This window comes from Xanthomonas boreopolis (assembly GCF_046529185.1).
GTDB lineage: Bacteria > Pseudomonadota > Gammaproteobacteria > Xanthomonadales > Xanthomonadaceae > Pseudomonas_S > Pseudomonas_S boreopolis.
The window spans coordinates 2,457,260-2,472,256 of the sequence record NZ_CP097162.1; the positions used below are offsets into that span (position 1 = coordinate 2,457,260).

At 64.6% G+C, this 14,997-nt stretch carries 16 protein-coding genes and 3 tRNA genes; 9 read left to right on the forward strand and 10 right to left on the reverse strand.

What is annotated here, in order from left to right:
- Positions 1-7: 7 nt before the first annotated feature.
- Both M3M27_RS10905 and M3M27_RS10910 read right to left on the reverse strand, forming a co-directional pair.
- A tRNA-Gly gene (locus M3M27_RS10905) sits at positions 8-83 on the reverse strand.
- A gap of 217 nt (positions 84-300) precedes the next feature.
- Positions 301-1,758 carry a PLP-dependent aminotransferase family protein gene (locus tag M3M27_RS10910; protein WP_434025709.1) on the reverse strand — a complete coding sequence of 486 codons (1,458 nt, stop codon included), beginning with the start codon at positions 1,756-1,758 and terminating at the stop codon, positions 301-303.
- Positions 1,759-1,867: 109 nt separating this feature from the next.
- On the opposite strand from M3M27_RS10910, the gene M3M27_RS10915 reads away from it, so the two are divergent.
- From M3M27_RS10915 to M3M27_RS10925, 3 genes are all read left to right on the forward strand, one after another.
- Complete coding sequence (locus M3M27_RS10915) at positions 1,868-3,064, forward strand: GNAT family N-acetyltransferase (RefSeq protein ID WP_434025710.1); 1,197 nt, start codon at positions 1,868-1,870, stop codon at positions 3,062-3,064.
- Between the two features lie 66 nt (positions 3,065-3,130).
- Positions 3,131-4,057 carry an isocitrate lyase/PEP mutase family protein gene (locus tag M3M27_RS10920; RefSeq protein ID WP_434025711.1) on the forward strand — a complete coding sequence of 309 codons (927 nt, stop codon included), beginning with the start codon at positions 3,131-3,133 and terminating at the stop codon, positions 4,055-4,057.
- Positions 4,058-4,141: 84 nt separating this feature from the next.
- A complete protein-coding gene (locus tag M3M27_RS10925; protein ID WP_434025712.1) occupies positions 4,142-5,086 on the forward strand; it encodes an IS481 family transposase in 945 nt (314 codons plus the stop codon).
- A 19-nt stretch (positions 5,087-5,105) separates the two neighbouring features.
- Here the strand turns inward: M3M27_RS10925 and M3M27_RS10930 are convergent.
- A tRNA-Gly gene (locus M3M27_RS10930) sits at positions 5,106-5,181 on the reverse strand.
- A 31-nt stretch (positions 5,182-5,212) separates the two neighbouring features.
- Positions 5,213-5,286 (reverse strand) — tRNA-Cys (locus tag M3M27_RS10935).
- A gap of 319 nt (positions 5,287-5,605) precedes the next feature.
- On the opposite strand from M3M27_RS10935, the gene M3M27_RS10940 reads away from it, so the two are divergent.
- The gene (locus M3M27_RS10940; RefSeq protein WP_434025713.1) at positions 5,606-6,286 is read left to right on the forward strand and encodes an STY4528 family pathogenicity island replication protein; all 681 of its coding nucleotides are present in this window, start codon (positions 5,606-5,608) and stop codon (positions 6,284-6,286) included.
- Here M3M27_RS10940 and M3M27_RS10945 read toward each other — a convergent pair.
- Positions 6,283-7,088 (reverse strand): IS5 family transposase gene (locus M3M27_RS10945; RefSeq protein WP_130531530.1). Its coding sequence is split into 2 segments (ribosomal slippage): positions 6,283-6,758 and positions 6,758-7,088, totalling 807 coding nucleotides; the frame shifts between segments, so codons are not numbered across the junction. The two genes, M3M27_RS10940 and M3M27_RS10945, sit on opposite strands and share 4 nt — an antisense overlap.
- A 647-nt stretch (positions 7,089-7,735) precedes the next feature.
- Between M3M27_RS10945 and M3M27_RS10950 the strand changes: the two genes are divergently transcribed.
- From M3M27_RS10950 to M3M27_RS10970, 5 genes are all read left to right on the forward strand, one after another.
- On the forward strand, positions 7,736-8,101 hold the full coding sequence (locus M3M27_RS10950) for a hypothetical protein (protein ID WP_434025714.1): 366 nt from the start codon (positions 7,736-7,738) through the stop codon (positions 8,099-8,101).
- 32 nt (positions 8,102-8,133) lie between these two features.
- Entirely contained in the window at positions 8,134-8,877 is a 744-nt protein-coding gene (locus M3M27_RS10955) for a hypothetical protein (protein ID WP_434025715.1), read from the forward strand.
- Between the two features lie 436 nt (positions 8,878-9,313).
- The gene (locus M3M27_RS10960) at positions 9,314-9,484 is read left to right on the forward strand and encodes an antitoxin MazE family protein (RefSeq protein WP_434028005.1); all 171 of its coding nucleotides are present in this window, start codon (positions 9,314-9,316) and stop codon (positions 9,482-9,484) included.
- Complete coding sequence (locus tag M3M27_RS10965) at positions 9,481-9,807, forward strand: type II toxin-antitoxin system PemK/MazF family toxin (RefSeq protein ID WP_434025716.1); 327 nt, start codon at positions 9,481-9,483, stop codon at positions 9,805-9,807. Before M3M27_RS10960 ends, M3M27_RS10965 begins: the two co-directional genes overlap by 4 nt.
- 150 nt (positions 9,808-9,957) lie before the next feature.
- On the forward strand, positions 9,958-10,326 hold the full coding sequence (locus M3M27_RS10970) for a DUF3742 family protein (RefSeq protein WP_434025717.1): 369 nt from the start codon (positions 9,958-9,960) through the stop codon (positions 10,324-10,326).
- A 36-nt stretch (positions 10,327-10,362) separates the two neighbouring features.
- Here the strand turns inward: M3M27_RS10970 and M3M27_RS10975 are convergent, their stop codons facing one another.
- The 5 genes from M3M27_RS10975 to M3M27_RS10995 form a co-directional block, all read right to left on the reverse strand.
- Entirely contained in the window at positions 10,363-11,880 is a 1,518-nt protein-coding gene (locus M3M27_RS10975) for a conjugal transfer protein TraG N-terminal domain-containing protein (RefSeq protein ID WP_434025718.1), read from the reverse strand.
- Between the two features lie 11 nt (positions 11,881-11,891).
- Positions 11,892-12,230, reverse strand: coding sequence for a hypothetical protein (locus tag M3M27_RS10980; protein ID WP_434025719.1), 339 nt, complete (start codon positions 12,228-12,230; stop codon positions 11,892-11,894).
- A gap of 257 nt (positions 12,231-12,487) precedes the next feature.
- A complete protein-coding gene (locus M3M27_RS10985; protein ID WP_434025720.1) occupies positions 12,488-12,622 on the reverse strand; it encodes a LysR family transcriptional regulator in 135 nt (44 codons plus the stop codon).
- Positions 12,623-12,771: 149 nt separating this feature from the next.
- Positions 12,772-13,635 (reverse strand): phage integrase N-terminal domain-containing protein, encoded by an 864-nt coding sequence (locus M3M27_RS10990; RefSeq protein WP_434025721.1) that lies wholly within the window; start codon positions 13,633-13,635, stop codon positions 12,772-12,774.
- Between the two features lie 134 nt (positions 13,636-13,769).
- Positions 13,770-14,884, reverse strand: a protein-coding gene (locus M3M27_RS10995; protein ID WP_434025722.1) for an IS3 family transposase whose coding sequence is annotated in 2 segments (ribosomal slippage) — positions 13,770-14,632 and positions 14,632-14,884 — 1,116 coding nt in all. Because the reading frame shifts where the segments join, the coding sequence is not laid out codon by codon here.
- Positions 14,885-14,997 lie beyond the last annotated feature (113 nt).

The window sequence follows — 14,997 nt, forward strand, 5'->3', positions numbered from 1 at the left end:
GAAAACCTGGAGCGGGAAACGAGACTCGAACTCGCGACCTCAACCTTGGCAAGGTTGCGCTCTACCAACTGAGCTATTCCCGCGTTGAGCTGTGCATTGTACAGGGACATTCCGGTTCGTGCCAGCCCTTCTTCACACTCGAAAGCAGGCCGGCGCACCTGCGGGGATGGCCCGGCAGCAGGCCACCGGAAGCCTCGTAAGTAGCTGAATTCCCTTGGATCCTGCCTGGGATGCGCGCATGAAGGCCATGCGTCGCGGAGCGATGCCGCGACCGGCCCGGCAAGCGTTCGTGCCACGCGCTCAATCTCGTTCGATCCCGCGCGCGAGCCCTGCAAGCCTGCGCACGAGCGGCTCGTACAGGTGCTCCGGCGTGTTCCCGTAGCCGAGCACCAGGCCGTTGTCGGAAGGCACCGGCCGCATCGCGAACGCCGACAGTGCGGCCGCCCCGATCCCATGCGCGCTGGCCGCCGCGGCCAGCGCGCGGTCCGGGCAACGACCGGGCAGCCGCAGCGTCAGGTGAAGCCCGCATGGCCCGCCCTCGACCCGGTGCGCGACGTCGAAGCGCCCTAGCGCTTCGAGCAGCGCCCGCCGCCGCCCTCGGTACAACCGCCGCATCCGGCCGAGATGCCGTGCGTACTCGCCGCTTTCGATGAAATCCGCGAGCGCGAGTTGCGTATGCCGCGGGACCCCGCGCAGCAATTCGCCCAGCGCATCGGCGACGACGGGCACCAACGCCTCCGGCAACACGACGAAGCCGAGCCGGAGCGCCGGGAGCATGGTCTTGCTGAACGAACCGACGTACAGCACCGGTGCGTTCGCGACCAGGCCCTGCATCGCGCCGATCGGCTCGCCGGCATGGCGGAACTCGCTGTCGTAGTCGTCCTCGATCACCCATGCGCCATGGCGCTGCGCGGCATCGAGCAGCGCCAGCCGCCGCGCGACCGACAGCACCGCGCCGGTGGGATACTGGTTCGACGGGGTCGTGTAGACGATCCGCGGCGGACGTCCCCGCCAATCCCCGGCCTCGACGCGCAATCCTTCCGCGTCCACCCGTACCGGCACGACCTGGAGATCGCCGGCGCGCATCGCCGCCCGCGCACCGCGGTAGCCCGGCTCCTCGATCCAGGCGACATCCCCGGGATCGGTCAGCAACTGCACGCACAACGCGATCGCGCCTTGCGCGCCGTCGGTGATGACGATCCGCGCGGGCTCGCAATGCACGCCGCGGGTGACCGCGAGGTGCCGCGCGATCGCGGCACGCAGGACGGGCTCGCCGAACGGATCGCCGTAGCCGAACGCGCCGGCACCCGAGCGCCGCCCTGCCCGGTCGAGCGCATGCCGCCACGCGGCGGCCGGGAATTGCGCCAGCGCAGGCACGCCCGGCCGGAAATGGCCGCCGTCGTGCACGGGCGCGGCGGGACGCAGGTCCGCGATGCGGCGCGGGACCTTGGGTGCCGCCACGGCCTTCTTCGCCCGCGCCGGCCGTACCAGATCGACGACACGCGTACCCAGCCGGTCCGAACGCAGGAAACCCTCGGCGACCAGTTGTTCGTAGACGGCCGTGACCGTGTTGCGCGAGACCCCGAGCGCGTCCGCGAGCGCGCGCGTGCCGGGCAGCAGGCTGCCGGCCGGCAACGCGCCTTCGAGCATCGCGTCGCGCAGGCGCCGCAACAGTTGCCGTTGCAGCGGCGGAGCGCCGCGCGTGCGCGTCAACGGGGCATCGAGCGGCGGCAATGGCAAGGCAGGCTTGGCGGTCATGGACTGGCACCATGGAAATCGGGCCGGGTGGATCTTTCCATGGTACCTCCGGGTACCTACGATCCCTTGCACCGGCATGCCGCCGGTCCCTACCGAAGCGAGAGCGACCTTGTCCCACACTGCCAACGCCCATGGCCAGCCCGTCGGGCTGCCGGTTCCCGGCTGGAGCGCGCGCCCATGCCCCGAGCGGGTAACGCTCGGCGGCCACTACTGCCGGATCGAGCCCCTCGACGTGGAGCGCCATGCGGCCGAACTGCATGCCGCCTACGCCGCCGCCCCGGACGGCCGCGACTGGACCTACATGTCGATCGGCCCGTTCGAGGATCTGCAAAGCTACCTGTCCCATGCGCGAGCTGCGGCCGCGAGCACGGATCCGCTGCACTACGCGGTGGTCGACCGGGCCAGCGGGCGCGCGCTCGGCACGTTCGCGCTGATGCGGATCGATGCGGCCAACGGCGTGGCCGAGGTCGGCTACGTCGCCTTCTCCCGCGCGCTGCAGCGCACGCCGATATCGACCGAAGCCCAGTACCTGCTCATGAAGTACGTGTTCGGCACGCTCGGCTACCGTCGCTACGAATGGAAGTGCGACGCGCTGAACGCGCCGTCGCGCAGGACCGCGTTGCGGCTCGGTTTCCGCTACGAGGGCACGTTCCGGCAGGCGATGGTCTACAAGGGACGCAGCCGCGATACCGCCTGGTTCTCGATCGTCGATCGCGATTGGGCGGCGCTGGCCGCGGCGTTCGAGGCGTGGCTCGCCCCCGGCAACTTCGACGCGCACGGCGCGCAACGCCGCTCGCTCGCCGCGATACGCGCGGACCAGGTCCGCGAAATGCACGACAAGCGCGCCGCCAAGCGCCCCGCGATCGCGGTCCGGCCGCTCGCCGCCGGCGACGAGGATGCCTGGCGCCCGCTGTGGCGTGACTACCTCGCGTTCTACGACACCCGCCTCGACGACGCGATGTTCGCCACGACCTGGGCGCGGCTGACGGATCCCGCCGAGCCCATGGTGGCCCTGGGCGCCTTCGACGGCACCGGCCGGCTGCTCGGCATCGCGCACGCGCTCTACCACCGCTCCTGCTGGACGGTCGGACCGTACTGCTATCTGCAGGATCTCTTCACCGTGCCCGACGGGCGCGGCCGCGGCGTCGGGCGCGCGCTGATCGAGGCCGTCGGCGCGCACGCGCGTGCAGCCGGCGCGGACCGCGTGTACTGGCACACGCACGAAACCAACACGACCGCCCGCGCACTGTACGACCAGGTCGCGACCAACGCGGGGTTCATCCAGTACCGGAACAGCATCGATTGAGCGCGTGCGGCCACACGCCCACGCGCGCCGGACGGGCAACGCCCATTGGCGCACGGACCCTGCCCAATGGCCGGGTCGCAGCATCTTCCCCCTCCTAACGCCGAAGAGGCGTTCCCCAACCCCGAGTCAGGACATGCCCATGCCATCGCCTCGTCCCGGCATCCCGCGAAACGGCGTGCCTTCCGCAAGCTTCATGAAACCGGCTGTTTCCTGCTGCCGAACCCTTGGGACGTCGGCAGCGCGCTGTGGTTGCAGCGGCTGGGCGCCGTCGCGCTCGCGACGACGAGCTCGGGCCTGGCCTGGTCGCTCGGGCGTCCCGACGGCGGCGTGACCTGCGCCGAAGCGCTCGCGCACCTGCGCGCGATCGTCGATGCGACCGACGTTCCCGTCAACGCCGATTTCGAGCGCGGTTTCGGGGCCGACCCGGATGCCGTGCACGACAACGTGCGGCTGGCGGCGCGGACCGGCATCGCCGGCCTGTCGCTCGAGGATTCGACCGGCATTCCCGCCTCGCCCCGGATGGGCCTGCGCGCCGCGGTCGAGCGGCTGCGGGCCGCGCGCGCAGCGCTCGATGCGGAAGGCGCCGACGTCGTGCTGGTCGGCCGCGCGGAAAATTTCCTGGTCGGCCACCCGGACCTGGCGGACACGATCGAGCGCCTGGTCGCCTATGCGGACGCGGGCGCCGATTGCCTGTACGCACCGGGCGTGCGCGACCGCGGCGACATCGCCGCGATCGTCGCGGCCGTCGCACCGAAGCCGGTCAACGTGCTCGCCGGCGCGGGGATCGGGCTTTCATTGCGCGAACTGGAGGATCTCGGCGTGCGACGCGTCAGCATCGGCGGAGCGCTCGCGCGCACGGCGTGGACCGGGTTCGTCCGCGCGGCGACGCGTCTCGTCGGGCACGGCTCGTTCGACGGCTTCGCGGACGTCATGACGCACGATTCGATCGATTCGGCCTTCCGCGACCGCGGCCCGGACGCACCGTCCGGCTAGCTGTGATCTCTCAGTAGGTTGTTCATCCGTGGCATCTCTGGAAGATGGGGGGTTGCGAAGCCAACCCAGCCCCAGGAGCCCCGGATGAACCTGCATAAACATGCCCGTTTGAGCCCTCGCGGTCGAGCCCTGCTCGTTGACCGCATCCTTGTTCATGGGATGCGCGTGGAAGAAGCCGCACAGGCGGCCGGGGTGAGCGTGCGTACCGCCTACAAGTGGCTCAAGCGCTTCCGGCAGGAAGGGCCCGCTGGCCTGCTGGATCGCTCCTCCCGGCCCCACCGCTGTCCGCACGCGACTCCACAAGCCGTGGCGGACCAAGTGCTGAACCAGCGGCGTGCACGCCAGACCTATCGCCAGATCGCCGAGCAATTGCCGGTAGCGCCAAGCACCATCGCCCGGCTGCTGCGCCGCGCCGGCCTGCACCGGCTGGCTGATCTGGAGCCAGCCTTGCCGGAGAACCGTTACGAGTACGCCCAACCTGGCCAACTTCTGCATCTGGACATCAAGAAGCTGGCCCGCTTCCGCCAACCCGGCCATCGCGTCACTGGCAATCGCCAGATCAACTCCGATGGCATCGGCTGGGAGTATGTTCATTTGGCCATCGACGACCACTCACGTGTCGCCTTCGGCTCCATCGAGCCGGACGAACGCGGACTCAGCGCCTGCAGGGCCTTGATGCAGGCCATCCGCTATTACCGGACCCTGGGCGTGTACTTCGAATGTGTGCTGACCGATAACGGCGCTTGTTACCGCTCGCGAAGCTTCCGTCGCCTCGTTCGGCGCCTCGGCATGCGGCATCTGCGCACGCGGCCCTACACGCCGCGAACCAACGGCAAGGCCGAGCGGCTGGTGCAGACCAGCTTGCGCGAATGGGCTTATGCACGCTCGTACCTCGACTCGCAGCAGCGCGCCAGTGCCTTCAAGAACTGGCTGCACCACTACAACTGGCATCGGCCTCATGCCAGCCTTGGCTACAAACCGCCCATCTCCCGTATCCCACTGAACAACGTGCTGGGTTTACACAGCTAGCGGTGCGTGCGTCGCAAGCTGGAGCGGGAAACGAGACTCGAACTCGCGACCTCAACCTTGGCAAGGTTGCGCTCTACCAACTGAGCTATTCCCGCTTGTTTTCGAGAACCACGACGCGTGGTTCGGTGGAGGCCTGGGTCGGAATTGAACCGGCGTACGCGGATTTGCAGTCCGCTGCATGACCACTCTGCCACCAGGCCTGGAACATCCCCGGCGCGCCCTCCGCCGGAACAACGAGGCCCCGCGTACGGGGCCTCGTGAGAATCTGGAGCGGGAAACGGGTTTCCCCATCAGTCCCTATCCACTTGATTCAACAGGGGTCTTCGGCACACCTCGTTGAACGACGTCGAGTATTGTGTACTGGCCGGCGAAATTTGGCAAGCCTTCGGCTGCGGGGAGCCACCTACCCGGCCCCAAATACGGACTACCGGCTATGCGGTTTGATCACAGCGAAGCGCTCGCTGTTCGGATGTCGTGGAGCAACCCGGCGAATTCGCCGTTGCCACGAGAGACCCCACCATGTCGCACCCGCATCCGACCTCCCGCGAAACGTCCGCCACGCCGACCGTGCTGCCCGCCGTACCGCTCGCACTCCTGCTCGACAAGCGCCTGATGCCGCTCGAACGCAATGCCTGGATGATCCTGCGTGCCAGCGCCAATGCCGGCGGCCACGTCACCGATCTCAGCTACATGCAACTGCGCCAGTTCCTGGCTTGCGTGCCGGAGAACGAGCTAGCCTCGCGCGAAACCGTTGCCCGGACGCTGACGGTGCTGCGGCTCACGCGCTGGATTCACGTCGAGGCGCACACTCGCAATCCGCTGACCGGCCATCTGTCCACCAACCACTACGTCGTCCACTCGCAGCCGGTGTCGATCACTCGGGTCTGCCACAGCGACCTGACCTGGATCGCGCTGTTGGAGCAGTCCTTCCAGCACGCCAGCCTGGCGGTGCGCCAGGTCGCGCGCCATGTCCTGGTCGAACTTGCCGCCGATCCCGATGCACTGACGCAGATGCCGGCCTCCATTCGGGAACGGGTGCAGCAGTTGCCACTGCCGCCTTCATCCGACGATGACGACCCACCCTCATCGACCGGCCAACACGACCTGCCCGTTGGCGATCACGGCCGTTCGGATAATCGCCCGGCATCGGAGCAACCGAACGGAACAGTACGTAACAGCTTTTGTTCTAAGAGCGGCTAACAAAACCCGGGAAGATGGCGAAGACAGATGACCGAGCAGGCGAGAGACAGCAGGGCCAGATGGATATCGATCCGGCGTTCGAAACGGATGCGCAGCTTGCCCATGCCCGCGAACCAAGCATGAGTGCGCTCGACTACCCAACGATAGCGTCCCAGCCTATCGTTGCGTTCTATCCCCTTGCGGGCGATACGCGGGGTGATACCTCGCTGGTTGAGGTGATCGCGGCAGCGGTCGATGTCGTAGGCCTTGTCGGCGTGCAGCTTGCCCGGCCAGCGTTGCGGACGCCCCGGCTTGCCAGCGATCGGGGGCAGTGCATCAACCAACTCCTCGAATACCACCGAGTCGTGCCGGTGGGCTCCGGTGACACAGAACGCCAAGGGAATGCCGTTGCAGTCGGTGATCAGGTGCCGCTTGCTACCGAGCTTACCGCGATCGGTCGGGTTCGGCCCGGTGTAGGCGCCCCCCGGGGGGCGGCCACACTGGCCGCGTCCAGGCTGGCTCGACTCAGGTCCAGCTTGTCGGCCCGGCGCAGTTCGGCCAACAGGACCTGATGCAGACGATGCCAGACCCCGGCGGCTTGCCAGTCGCGCAACCGCCGCCAGCAGGTCATGCCGCTGCCGTAGCCCAGTTCCTGGGGCAACTCCTCCCACGGGATGCCGGTGCGCAGGACATAGACGATACCGTTGAGGGCTTGTTGGTCGCTCACGCGCGGTCGCCCTCCCTTGGGCGAGGGCTTCACGGGCGGGATCAAAGGTTCGATGCGCTTCCACAGCGCGGCGGGAATCTCTTTGCGACGTGCCATGCAGGCGATTTTGTCATCACCGCTCAGGTGTACAAGGCGGTTTTGTTAGCCGCTCTAAGAATACGTATGTACCGCGCGCGAGGGAGAACACGCCCAGCGCCACCACCGAAAGCCTGCGCCTGCCAGCCAACTTCGCCGCTCTGACCGCCGAGCAGCAGCGCGACGTGCTGCGCGGCCTGCGTCGTCTCGACAGCCACCAGCGCCAGCCCGTCCTCGACGAGTGGTCAGCACGCTGCCTGCTCGGCCAGGTACTCAAGCCGGTGGCCTATCTGTTCGGACTGATTCGCAAGGCGCTGGCGGGCGAGTTCCGCCTATGGGCGGCCATTCGGCGCGCCCCAGCCACGCCTGCTGCACCACCACCCGCACCGGTCCCGCGTCCAGCCGCCGCATCGCCGGTACCGTGCCCGGCAAGGCCTGCGGCCTCGCCGGAAGTTGTGCGCAAGCATCTGGATCAGATCTCAGCCATGCTGCGGGTACCTCCACCCAAGCACATCTCCGGAGCAGCAGCGACGTCCGCTCCCTGCTGAGGGAGCACCGCAGGGCATGTAAAGCCCCACCGCTCCATTCCATTTCCTTTCTACAAGCAGCATCATCCGCTGCTGTCTCATCGACAATCCGCAACCGTTACATTGCCCACAGGGGACGACATGCAACAAATTCTTGAACATTTGAAAAATGGGAACCCGGAAATCACCCAGTTCTTCGTTGAAGCGGAAGAGCTCTGGACCACCTTGCTAGCTGACATTGATGCCGTGTCAATCACAGACCTTGCAGAACGACTGCATGTAAAGCAACCCGCTTTTGAGCGAATCTGCGACGACCGGCACCTTGGGAAGATCCTCATGGCATGGAGCGCATTCCCTCACTTCTATTCCTGCGAAGTGGGTTTCGATGAAAATGGGAAGCGCGCCCACAAGCTCATGCAGGCGTTCGCAAACAGCTTTTGCTCCGTGGAAGTCAAGCATGCGGCCAAAGATGCCGCAGAAATGTACGGCGTAGCAGACTACGCATGAGCCATCGACAACCTTTTCCAGGATAATAAAAATTGGCAAAGAGCAATTCGGAACAAACTGATGGCTCAGCCGTCGTAGAGAAAGGATTGGGGGTGCTGGATCGGGCCTGGAATGCCCAATGGGCATTGCGGCTGACATGCCTTGCCTTGTTCCTCGACATCGCCATGATGATTCATACCGGACATGGATTGTCACAGTGGTCGGATGGTGACAAGGAACTACTGGGAGACGTAGGGTTGATCGTGCTCACCCTTGTCGCCTTCAGCTTTGCTGTCGCCATCGTGATGCCGGTGATCCTAAACTTGTTTCGCCATGCCTGCTATTTCGTTCTGGCATGTATCCCCACCTCACGGAAATCACCGGATGACCGGCGTTATCAACGCCCCTTAGGGCGAGTTCCCGTCCGCGCATTTCATGATCTGGCACTACGCGAGAGGAGCGAGTTTTTGCTCGACCTATATCAATCACATGAACAAGAGAGAATTGCAGCCAGCCAATTCAGGGAGCGCACAGGGGAATTGACCGCCGCAGTTTTGCTGGTCGCCTCAATCGATTACCTGATTTCGTGGTTAACACCGAACTGCATCAGTGTGGTGGACACCATCATTGAAGCATCAGGGGACTGGGCATCCATCATAGTATTGGTAGTTCTGTTGTCCGCAGGAGCCATAGTGAAATGGGCATGGTTTACAGATACTCCGCCAAATGAGATCTACTACCCTCCATTGGATCGTGAACTTCGAGAAAATGAAGCAAGAATCAAAGGACTTTCCTGAGATGATGCCCTCTTGAGCGACACCGTAATCCCTAACGATGACGCGCCTAAACTGCCATGATCCGCACGAATCCTGCCGCCGCTCCCTCTGCGGCAAGTCGGCAACCGTCCCTCATCTCGGATGGAAGCACTGCCAATGCCTTTGCATGATCCGAGGCCCTGCGCCATGACGTCCAGCCTACCGCTGCCCTGAGCGTATCCACGCTGGCCGACCACCTGGGCTATCTACGTACCTGCAATGAAGTGAGTGACGAACTGGTGCAGGTACTTGCAGTGGCGCTGGTGTTTTGGGCTTTGCGTGCTACGGGTGTCTCTACGGCATTTCCTTGTGTTGCATGTAACGGTGAAATGGGCTATCTTTGTTACATGTAACGAGAATGGAGGAGAGAATGGCTCAGGTAAATTCCCGTGTCCAGAAGCATCGCGATGCTCTGCGCATGGCCGGATTGCGCCCGGTGCAAATCTGGGTACCCGATACTCGGCGGCCTGACTTCGAGCAGGAATGCCGGCGTCAGGCGAAGTTAGTGGCTCAGGCGGACGAGGCCGATACCGATCTGAGTCAATGGATGGACGAAGTGGCTGCTGACCTAGATGGCTGGACCGAATGAAACGCGGCGATTTGGTAACGGTCGCCATGCAGGGCGACTTCGGCAAGCCGCGTCCCGCGTTGGTAATCCAGGCCAACCACTTCAGCGAGAGCGCGACGGTGACGGTGTTGCCGGTGACCAGCACATTGGTGGCTGCGCCACTACTGCGGGTCAAAGTTCGACCGGATGCGCAGAACGGCTTGCAGAAGCCGTCGCAGTTGATGATCGACAAGACGATGACGGTGATGCGCGAGAAGATCGGGCCGACCTTCGGGAGGTTGGATGCGAACACGTTGGTCGAGGTGGAGCGGTGTCTGGCGCTGTTCCTGGGCATCGCGAAGTGAGGAACGAGCGTGGTCTCCAGCAGTAGACTGCGGCAGCGGGCCTTTTCCCTTTTCAAGTAGGCCCGTTGTCCGTTGATCCCCATTCCCTTGTCCATTCTTTCGCCTTTTCCTTGGCCCTTTGAGCCAGCGCATGCAAGCGAGGTATCTGCGATGAACGACAAGCTGCAACAGCACAATGCGGCGAGGAGGCTGGGGCGCTGGGTGGGCGAGCGGCATCGTACGCTGCGCCGACGGGAAGCGCTGGTTGTGCACTGGATGACCGATTGTGGCGTACCGTTGGGATTGGCACGGCTGCTGCCATGGACGGTCAAGGTTGTCGTGTTGTTGGCGCTGCTATATGTGGCGGTCTGGCTGGTGTTGCTGCTGGTATTCGAGGCCGTCGCCGCGAGAGTGCTGGAGGCGCAGTCGCAGATGACGCCGGAGGAGCGGGGCCAGTGGCGTGATGGCGAGCGAGGTTTCGGGTATTACGAGGGCTGCTTCAGGACGGACTTGGGGAATCCTTGGAATAGCGAAGACTGACCAAGCACGATAAGGAAGGACTCTGCTTGAAAGGTCTTACTTGATCGTCTTAGTGATGATGTCGGCTCCTCCTTTTCCCGCAGCGGAAGCGCCGGAGGTACCATCCCGGAGGCCGCGTAGTGCGTCGCCGACGTGCATGCCTGCCCAGCCCAACGCCGCCACCCAGAACGACGGCAGCACGATGAACATGGTGGCCATGACGAAGTTCAGCAGCATGTCGCCGAAGGCGTTGTTGAGGCCGATCAGCGGGTCGAAATTGGTGTGCGGGCGGTTGTAGCCCCAGCCCCAACCGTACAGCGCATCGAGGATGGTCGAGTCCAGCCAGCGGGCCAGTTGGAACCAGAATTCCACGAAGTACAGTGCGAAGAACACGCAACTGACCGTCGCGAACGCCTTGAGGTCGTAGGTCGCCAAGGTCAGTACCAGCGGGATGCAGATGATCAGGGCCATCTTCAGCAGCGACAGCACCATCGGCAGGGCTTGGCGCACCGCATCCATGGCCGGGAAGTAGCCGATGGCACCTACCGCGATGCCCACGTCGCTGGCAGCGCGCGTCACCACATTGGGCAGGGTCTTGTCGATCTGACCGCCGTAGTCGGCATAGACCGCGCCCTGGTTCATCTTCTGCTGGCGCGGGGTGGCAATGGCACGGATCACCGAGTCGTCCAGTTCGGTGCGGGAGACGAAGCCGGCCCAGTTCGCCAGTCGGGTCATCAGGCCGGGATCGACCACGGCCAGCAGCCGAGCGCGCAGCCCTTGGCCGCTGTCGTTCCACCACTGCCGGCAAGTCGGATAGCCGGCACCGCTGGGCACCTCGGCCAAGCCGGCATCGCGGGTGCTGTCGTAAGCCCAGCCTTCGCGCGGGGTCTTGGCGTGGTACGTATCGTAGAAGCCGGCAGTGTCGAGGAAGAAGCGCGAGCCGATCCAGGTGACGTCGTACATCTGCTCCTCGCTCAACTCGGGGCGGCTCATGAACAGCTTGGCGCGCGCCGGTCCGTAGCAGTCATGGCTGAAGTCGGCCACTTCCTGGGCCAGGACCGGATCGTCGATGCGGGTGGCATCGATGTCCATGCGCATCTGCCGCAGATCCGTGCCGCAGGGGATGGCGGCGACGGCCGCGCCGGTGATGGCCTTGGACAGGCTGTGCAGGAAGAACCACCAGACCGGGACCTTGGCCGACTGATTGTTGAGCGTGGTGAAGGACTGGCTCCAGCCGGTATCGGATGGCTGGGGCACCGAAACCTGGCACTGGGTCGAGCGAGTGGTGTCGAGCTTGATCGTCGCCAGGTCCACGTCGATGAAGGGCATGCAGGCGAACAGGATGATGACGATGGCGGTGAAGACGCGATTCTCGATCCGCAGTGAGGACAGCACGCCCTTGTTGCCCTCGTCGGCACCTTCGGCGCGGGCGCGCAGCCACTCGCCCAGGACGATGGCCAGGAACGGCAGGCCGATCGCACCGCTGGCCACGAGGATGGCCCAGACGCCGTTGTTGACCACCCAAGCCACCAGCGTCAGGTAATACTCCAGGTAGTCGGTCGTTTGCAGGGTCATTGTCGCGACCCTCAACCGTGTCGCAGCCACTGGCTGGTTTCGGAGAGCAGCACCGCGCCCACGCCGAGGATTTCGAGCCGGCGCAACTGCGGAGCGGATTGCGGGGCGCGCTGAAGCCGGCGCTTCCTGGCCCAGGGCCAAGCGGCCAGGATGGCGGCGTACAGGCATAAGCGCCAGACGAAGAAGTGCACGACATGGGCGTCCAACCAGCGTTGCCAGCCTTCGATGCCGCCGGTCAGGGCGATGCCGATGAGGTTGACTGCCGGCGCAACGAAGATGAGCGCGATGAGGATGGACAGCACCACCCACCATTGCCGGCGGGCATCGGTATCGGGATTCGACGGGAACATGCGGATCACTCCAGGCGCGATGAACGCCGCCAACGGTCATTGCGGGAGCCGCAGGTTGTCGATCAAGAATGCGGTAGTCCAAACTCCTTAAACTTTGGGCAAGCCGGAGGCAATAGCCATGACATCCTCTTGTTGCCTGCTCCAGCGTGGCATGGAGGCGTCCGGCGTGTTCGGCAAAGACCTGTCCGGCCAGGGGGGGGGGCCGACGGCTGCGCTCGAAGAGCGTCGCCCCCCCAAGGCGCTTTCCAACTCCTTGATCATACGCACAGGGGAGATTGGTCGATATTCAGTTGCTCGGCAGCGCGGGTGAAGTGAAGTTCTTCAGCAAACGCGAGGAATCCTCGCAAGTGCCGAAATTCTATTCGGCTTCTCTTGTGTTTCTTCGAGTCCATGTGGGGTTATCGGCAGGCTTGTATCCGGGACGGTAGCTCCTGAGACGTTGGCGGTTGAAGCTGAAGTTCTCCTTGCCTGAAGTCGATAGTGGCGCTGCATGACGTACAGTTCCAGTCGGATTGGTTATGAGTAGGTGGTGGATTGGCGATTATCGGCCCAGGTAAACAGCGGTGATTTTTGCTCTGCCATGTCCCAGCTCATGGGAGATGATTTGTCGGGCTTGGGCATCGAGAGCACGCTGTTCCGGAGCAAGTTGTCGGGAGGACGGGCCACCGACTGCCGGTGCCTTCCAGCCGGTCAGAGCCTCATAGCGCATCTGCGCGTAGCGATGCCGGAGACCATGCATGTGGCTCAGGCCAGCGGCCTTGCATTGGCCGTCGTAGGTATGCCGCTGCTGAATGTAGGTCTTGTGGGCTGGAATCAGCGAACCTGCACCGACCAGCGCATGCGCACGGTCCAGTACGGCGCGCTGGTTGTCGGTGAGGAGCGAGATGGTGCGCGCCCGCCCGCCCTTAGTCCATGAACCCTTGAGCGTGAGGTGGTCACCGCGGTCGGCATGGGCGGGCTGGAACTTGATGGCCTCCTCCCGGCGCAGGCCGAAGGCGGCCTGAAGCTCCAGGCTCATGCGCACGTGCGCGTCGGTGACGGTTTGGAGCTGGTCGTCCAGTTCGCGGGCCTTGTTCTGCTGACTACCCTGGTGACGGTCGGGGATGCCTAGCTGCACGTTGTCGTTCGGCAGCAAGCCGGCTTTGCCGATCTTCTCGGCCCACCAACGCAGGTGCGCCATCCGGTTCTTGAGCGTGCCGGTGGACAAGCCCTCGGCCTGCCAGCGCGAGAGCAGCACCTCGACGTGGCGGCCCCTGAGCGAGGTGGCGCGCATCTGGCGGAAACCGGCTTCGCGCAACTGGCGTGCGGCCAGGGACAGCGAGCGCATCCGATCGGCCTGCGTGGCGTGGCTGCCGTCGCGGTTGCGCCGGCAGAGTTGCTTCAGGGTCCAAGTCAGATCGTCCATGGCGCTCTCCTGCGAATCGGGGAATCGGTGGTGCGGGGTTCCGAGTCGTTCGTGGGTCAGTGTTGGTGCCAACCCGCAGCAGCGGGATGCTCCGAAGAGCCAAGGGCAAGGTGCTCAGATCGTAAGCTTCCCCGTCAAGCAGGCATTTCAAAAGCAGAACTTCCGGCGACGCGTTGGCGGTACTCGGCCGGGGTCAGATCGCCGAGCGAATCGTGGGGACGCTCCTCGTTGTACTCGAGCATCCACCAGTACGCGGCCTCGCGCACGTCGTCGAGGCGGGTGAACAGGTGCTGGTCCAGGACCTCCTCGCGGAAGGTCCGATTGAAGCGTTCGATGTAGGCGTTCTGGTTGGGCTTGCCGGGCTGGATGTACCGGATGGCCATGCCGTTGAGCTTGGCCCACTGCACGAAGGCCTCGCCCAGGAACTCCGGGCCGTTGTCGGTACGCAGGACCTGCGGCAGGCCGTGGTCGCGCTTGAGCTGCTCGAAGATGCGGACCAGGCGCGTGGACGAGATCGAGGTGTCGACCTCGATGTGCAGCGCCTCGCGGTTGAAGTCGTCGACCACGTTGAAGGTCCGGAAGCGGCGGCCACACGCCAGCGCGTCGGCCATGAAATCCGCTGACCAGACGGCATCGGGCAGCAGGGGAACGTAGAGCGGTACGCGTTCGCGCTTGGGCAGCCGCTGCTTGGCCTTGCGGCGCAGATTGAGCTTCATCGCCTTGTACACTCGGTAGATTCGCTTGTGGTTCCAGTCCGGACGCGCACGGCGCAGGACCTTGCAACACTTCCAGAAGCCGCGGCTCGGGCGATTCTCGACCACCTCGGCCAGGGCCGCGATGATCTCGGCATCCCGTACCGTCCAGTGCACCGGCGGCTGGTACCACGCTGCCCGCGACAACCCAACGCAATCACAGGACCGGCTCAGGGGCCGCGTGTGCACCTCGACCAGGTACCGCACGGCCTCGCGCTTCTGCTCCGGCCCTACAGTTTTTTTGCGATCAGATCCTTCATCGCGGCGTTGTCGAGCGCCAGCTCGGCGTACATCCGCTTGAGCCTGGCGTTCTCCGCTTCCAGGTCCTTGACACGCCGCAGCTCGGAGGCCTCCAGGCCGCCGTACTTCGACTTCCACTTGTAGTAGGTCGGAACGCTGATGCCGGCCTGCCGGCAGATGTCCTTGACCGGCACGCCGGCGTCGGCCTGCTTGAGGATCGAGACGATCTGGGTCTCGGTGAAACGGGACTTCTTCATGGAACCTCCTGGCTGGGGAAAACATGCCAGAAAGTTCTACTTATGGGGTGTCTGCGGATCGGGGAAGCTTACGAGATCACCAGGTACCTCGGGTGAGGCAGCCCGCCTTGCTT

Bases quoted from the DNA above. Each gene is read 5' to 3' on its own strand.
- M3M27_RS10910 (WP_434025709.1), bottom strand. From the start codon at position 1,758: ATGACCGCCAAGCCTGCCTTGCCATTGCCGCCGCTCGATGCCCCGTTG.
- M3M27_RS10920 (WP_434025711.1), top strand. From the start codon at position 3,131: ATGGCCGGGTCGCAGCATCTTCCCCCTCCTAACGCCGAAGAGGCGTTC.
- M3M27_RS10925 (WP_434025712.1), top strand. From the start codon at position 4,142: ATGAACCTGCATAAACATGCCCGTTTGAGCCCTCGCGGTCGAGCCCTG.
- M3M27_RS10940 (WP_434025713.1), top strand. From the start codon at position 5,606: ATGTCGCACCCGCATCCGACCTCCCGCGAAACGTCCGCCACGCCGACC.
- M3M27_RS10950 (WP_434025714.1), top strand. From the start codon at position 7,736: ATGCAACAAATTCTTGAACATTTGAAAAATGGGAACCCGGAAATCACC.
- M3M27_RS10960 (WP_434028005.1), top strand. From the start codon at position 9,314: ATGGCCGGATTGCGCCCGGTGCAAATCTGGGTACCCGATACTCGGCGG.
- M3M27_RS10965 (WP_434025716.1), top strand. From the start codon at position 9,481: ATGAAACGCGGCGATTTGGTAACGGTCGCCATGCAGGGCGACTTCGGC.
- M3M27_RS10970 (WP_434025717.1), top strand. From the start codon at position 9,958: ATGAACGACAAGCTGCAACAGCACAATGCGGCGAGGAGGCTGGGGCGC.
- M3M27_RS10975 (WP_434025718.1), bottom strand. From the start codon at position 11,880: ATGACCCTGCAAACGACCGACTACCTGGAGTATTACCTGACGCTGGTG.
- M3M27_RS10980 (WP_434025719.1), bottom strand. From the start codon at position 12,230: ATGTTCCCGTCGAATCCCGATACCGATGCCCGCCGGCAATGGTGGGTG.
- M3M27_RS10985 (WP_434025720.1), bottom strand. From the start codon at position 12,622: ATGGACTCGAAGAAACACAAGAGAAGCCGAATAGAATTTCGGCACTTG.
- M3M27_RS10990 (WP_434025721.1), bottom strand. From the start codon at position 13,635: ATGGACGATCTGACTTGGACCCTGAAGCAACTCTGCCGGCGCAACCGC.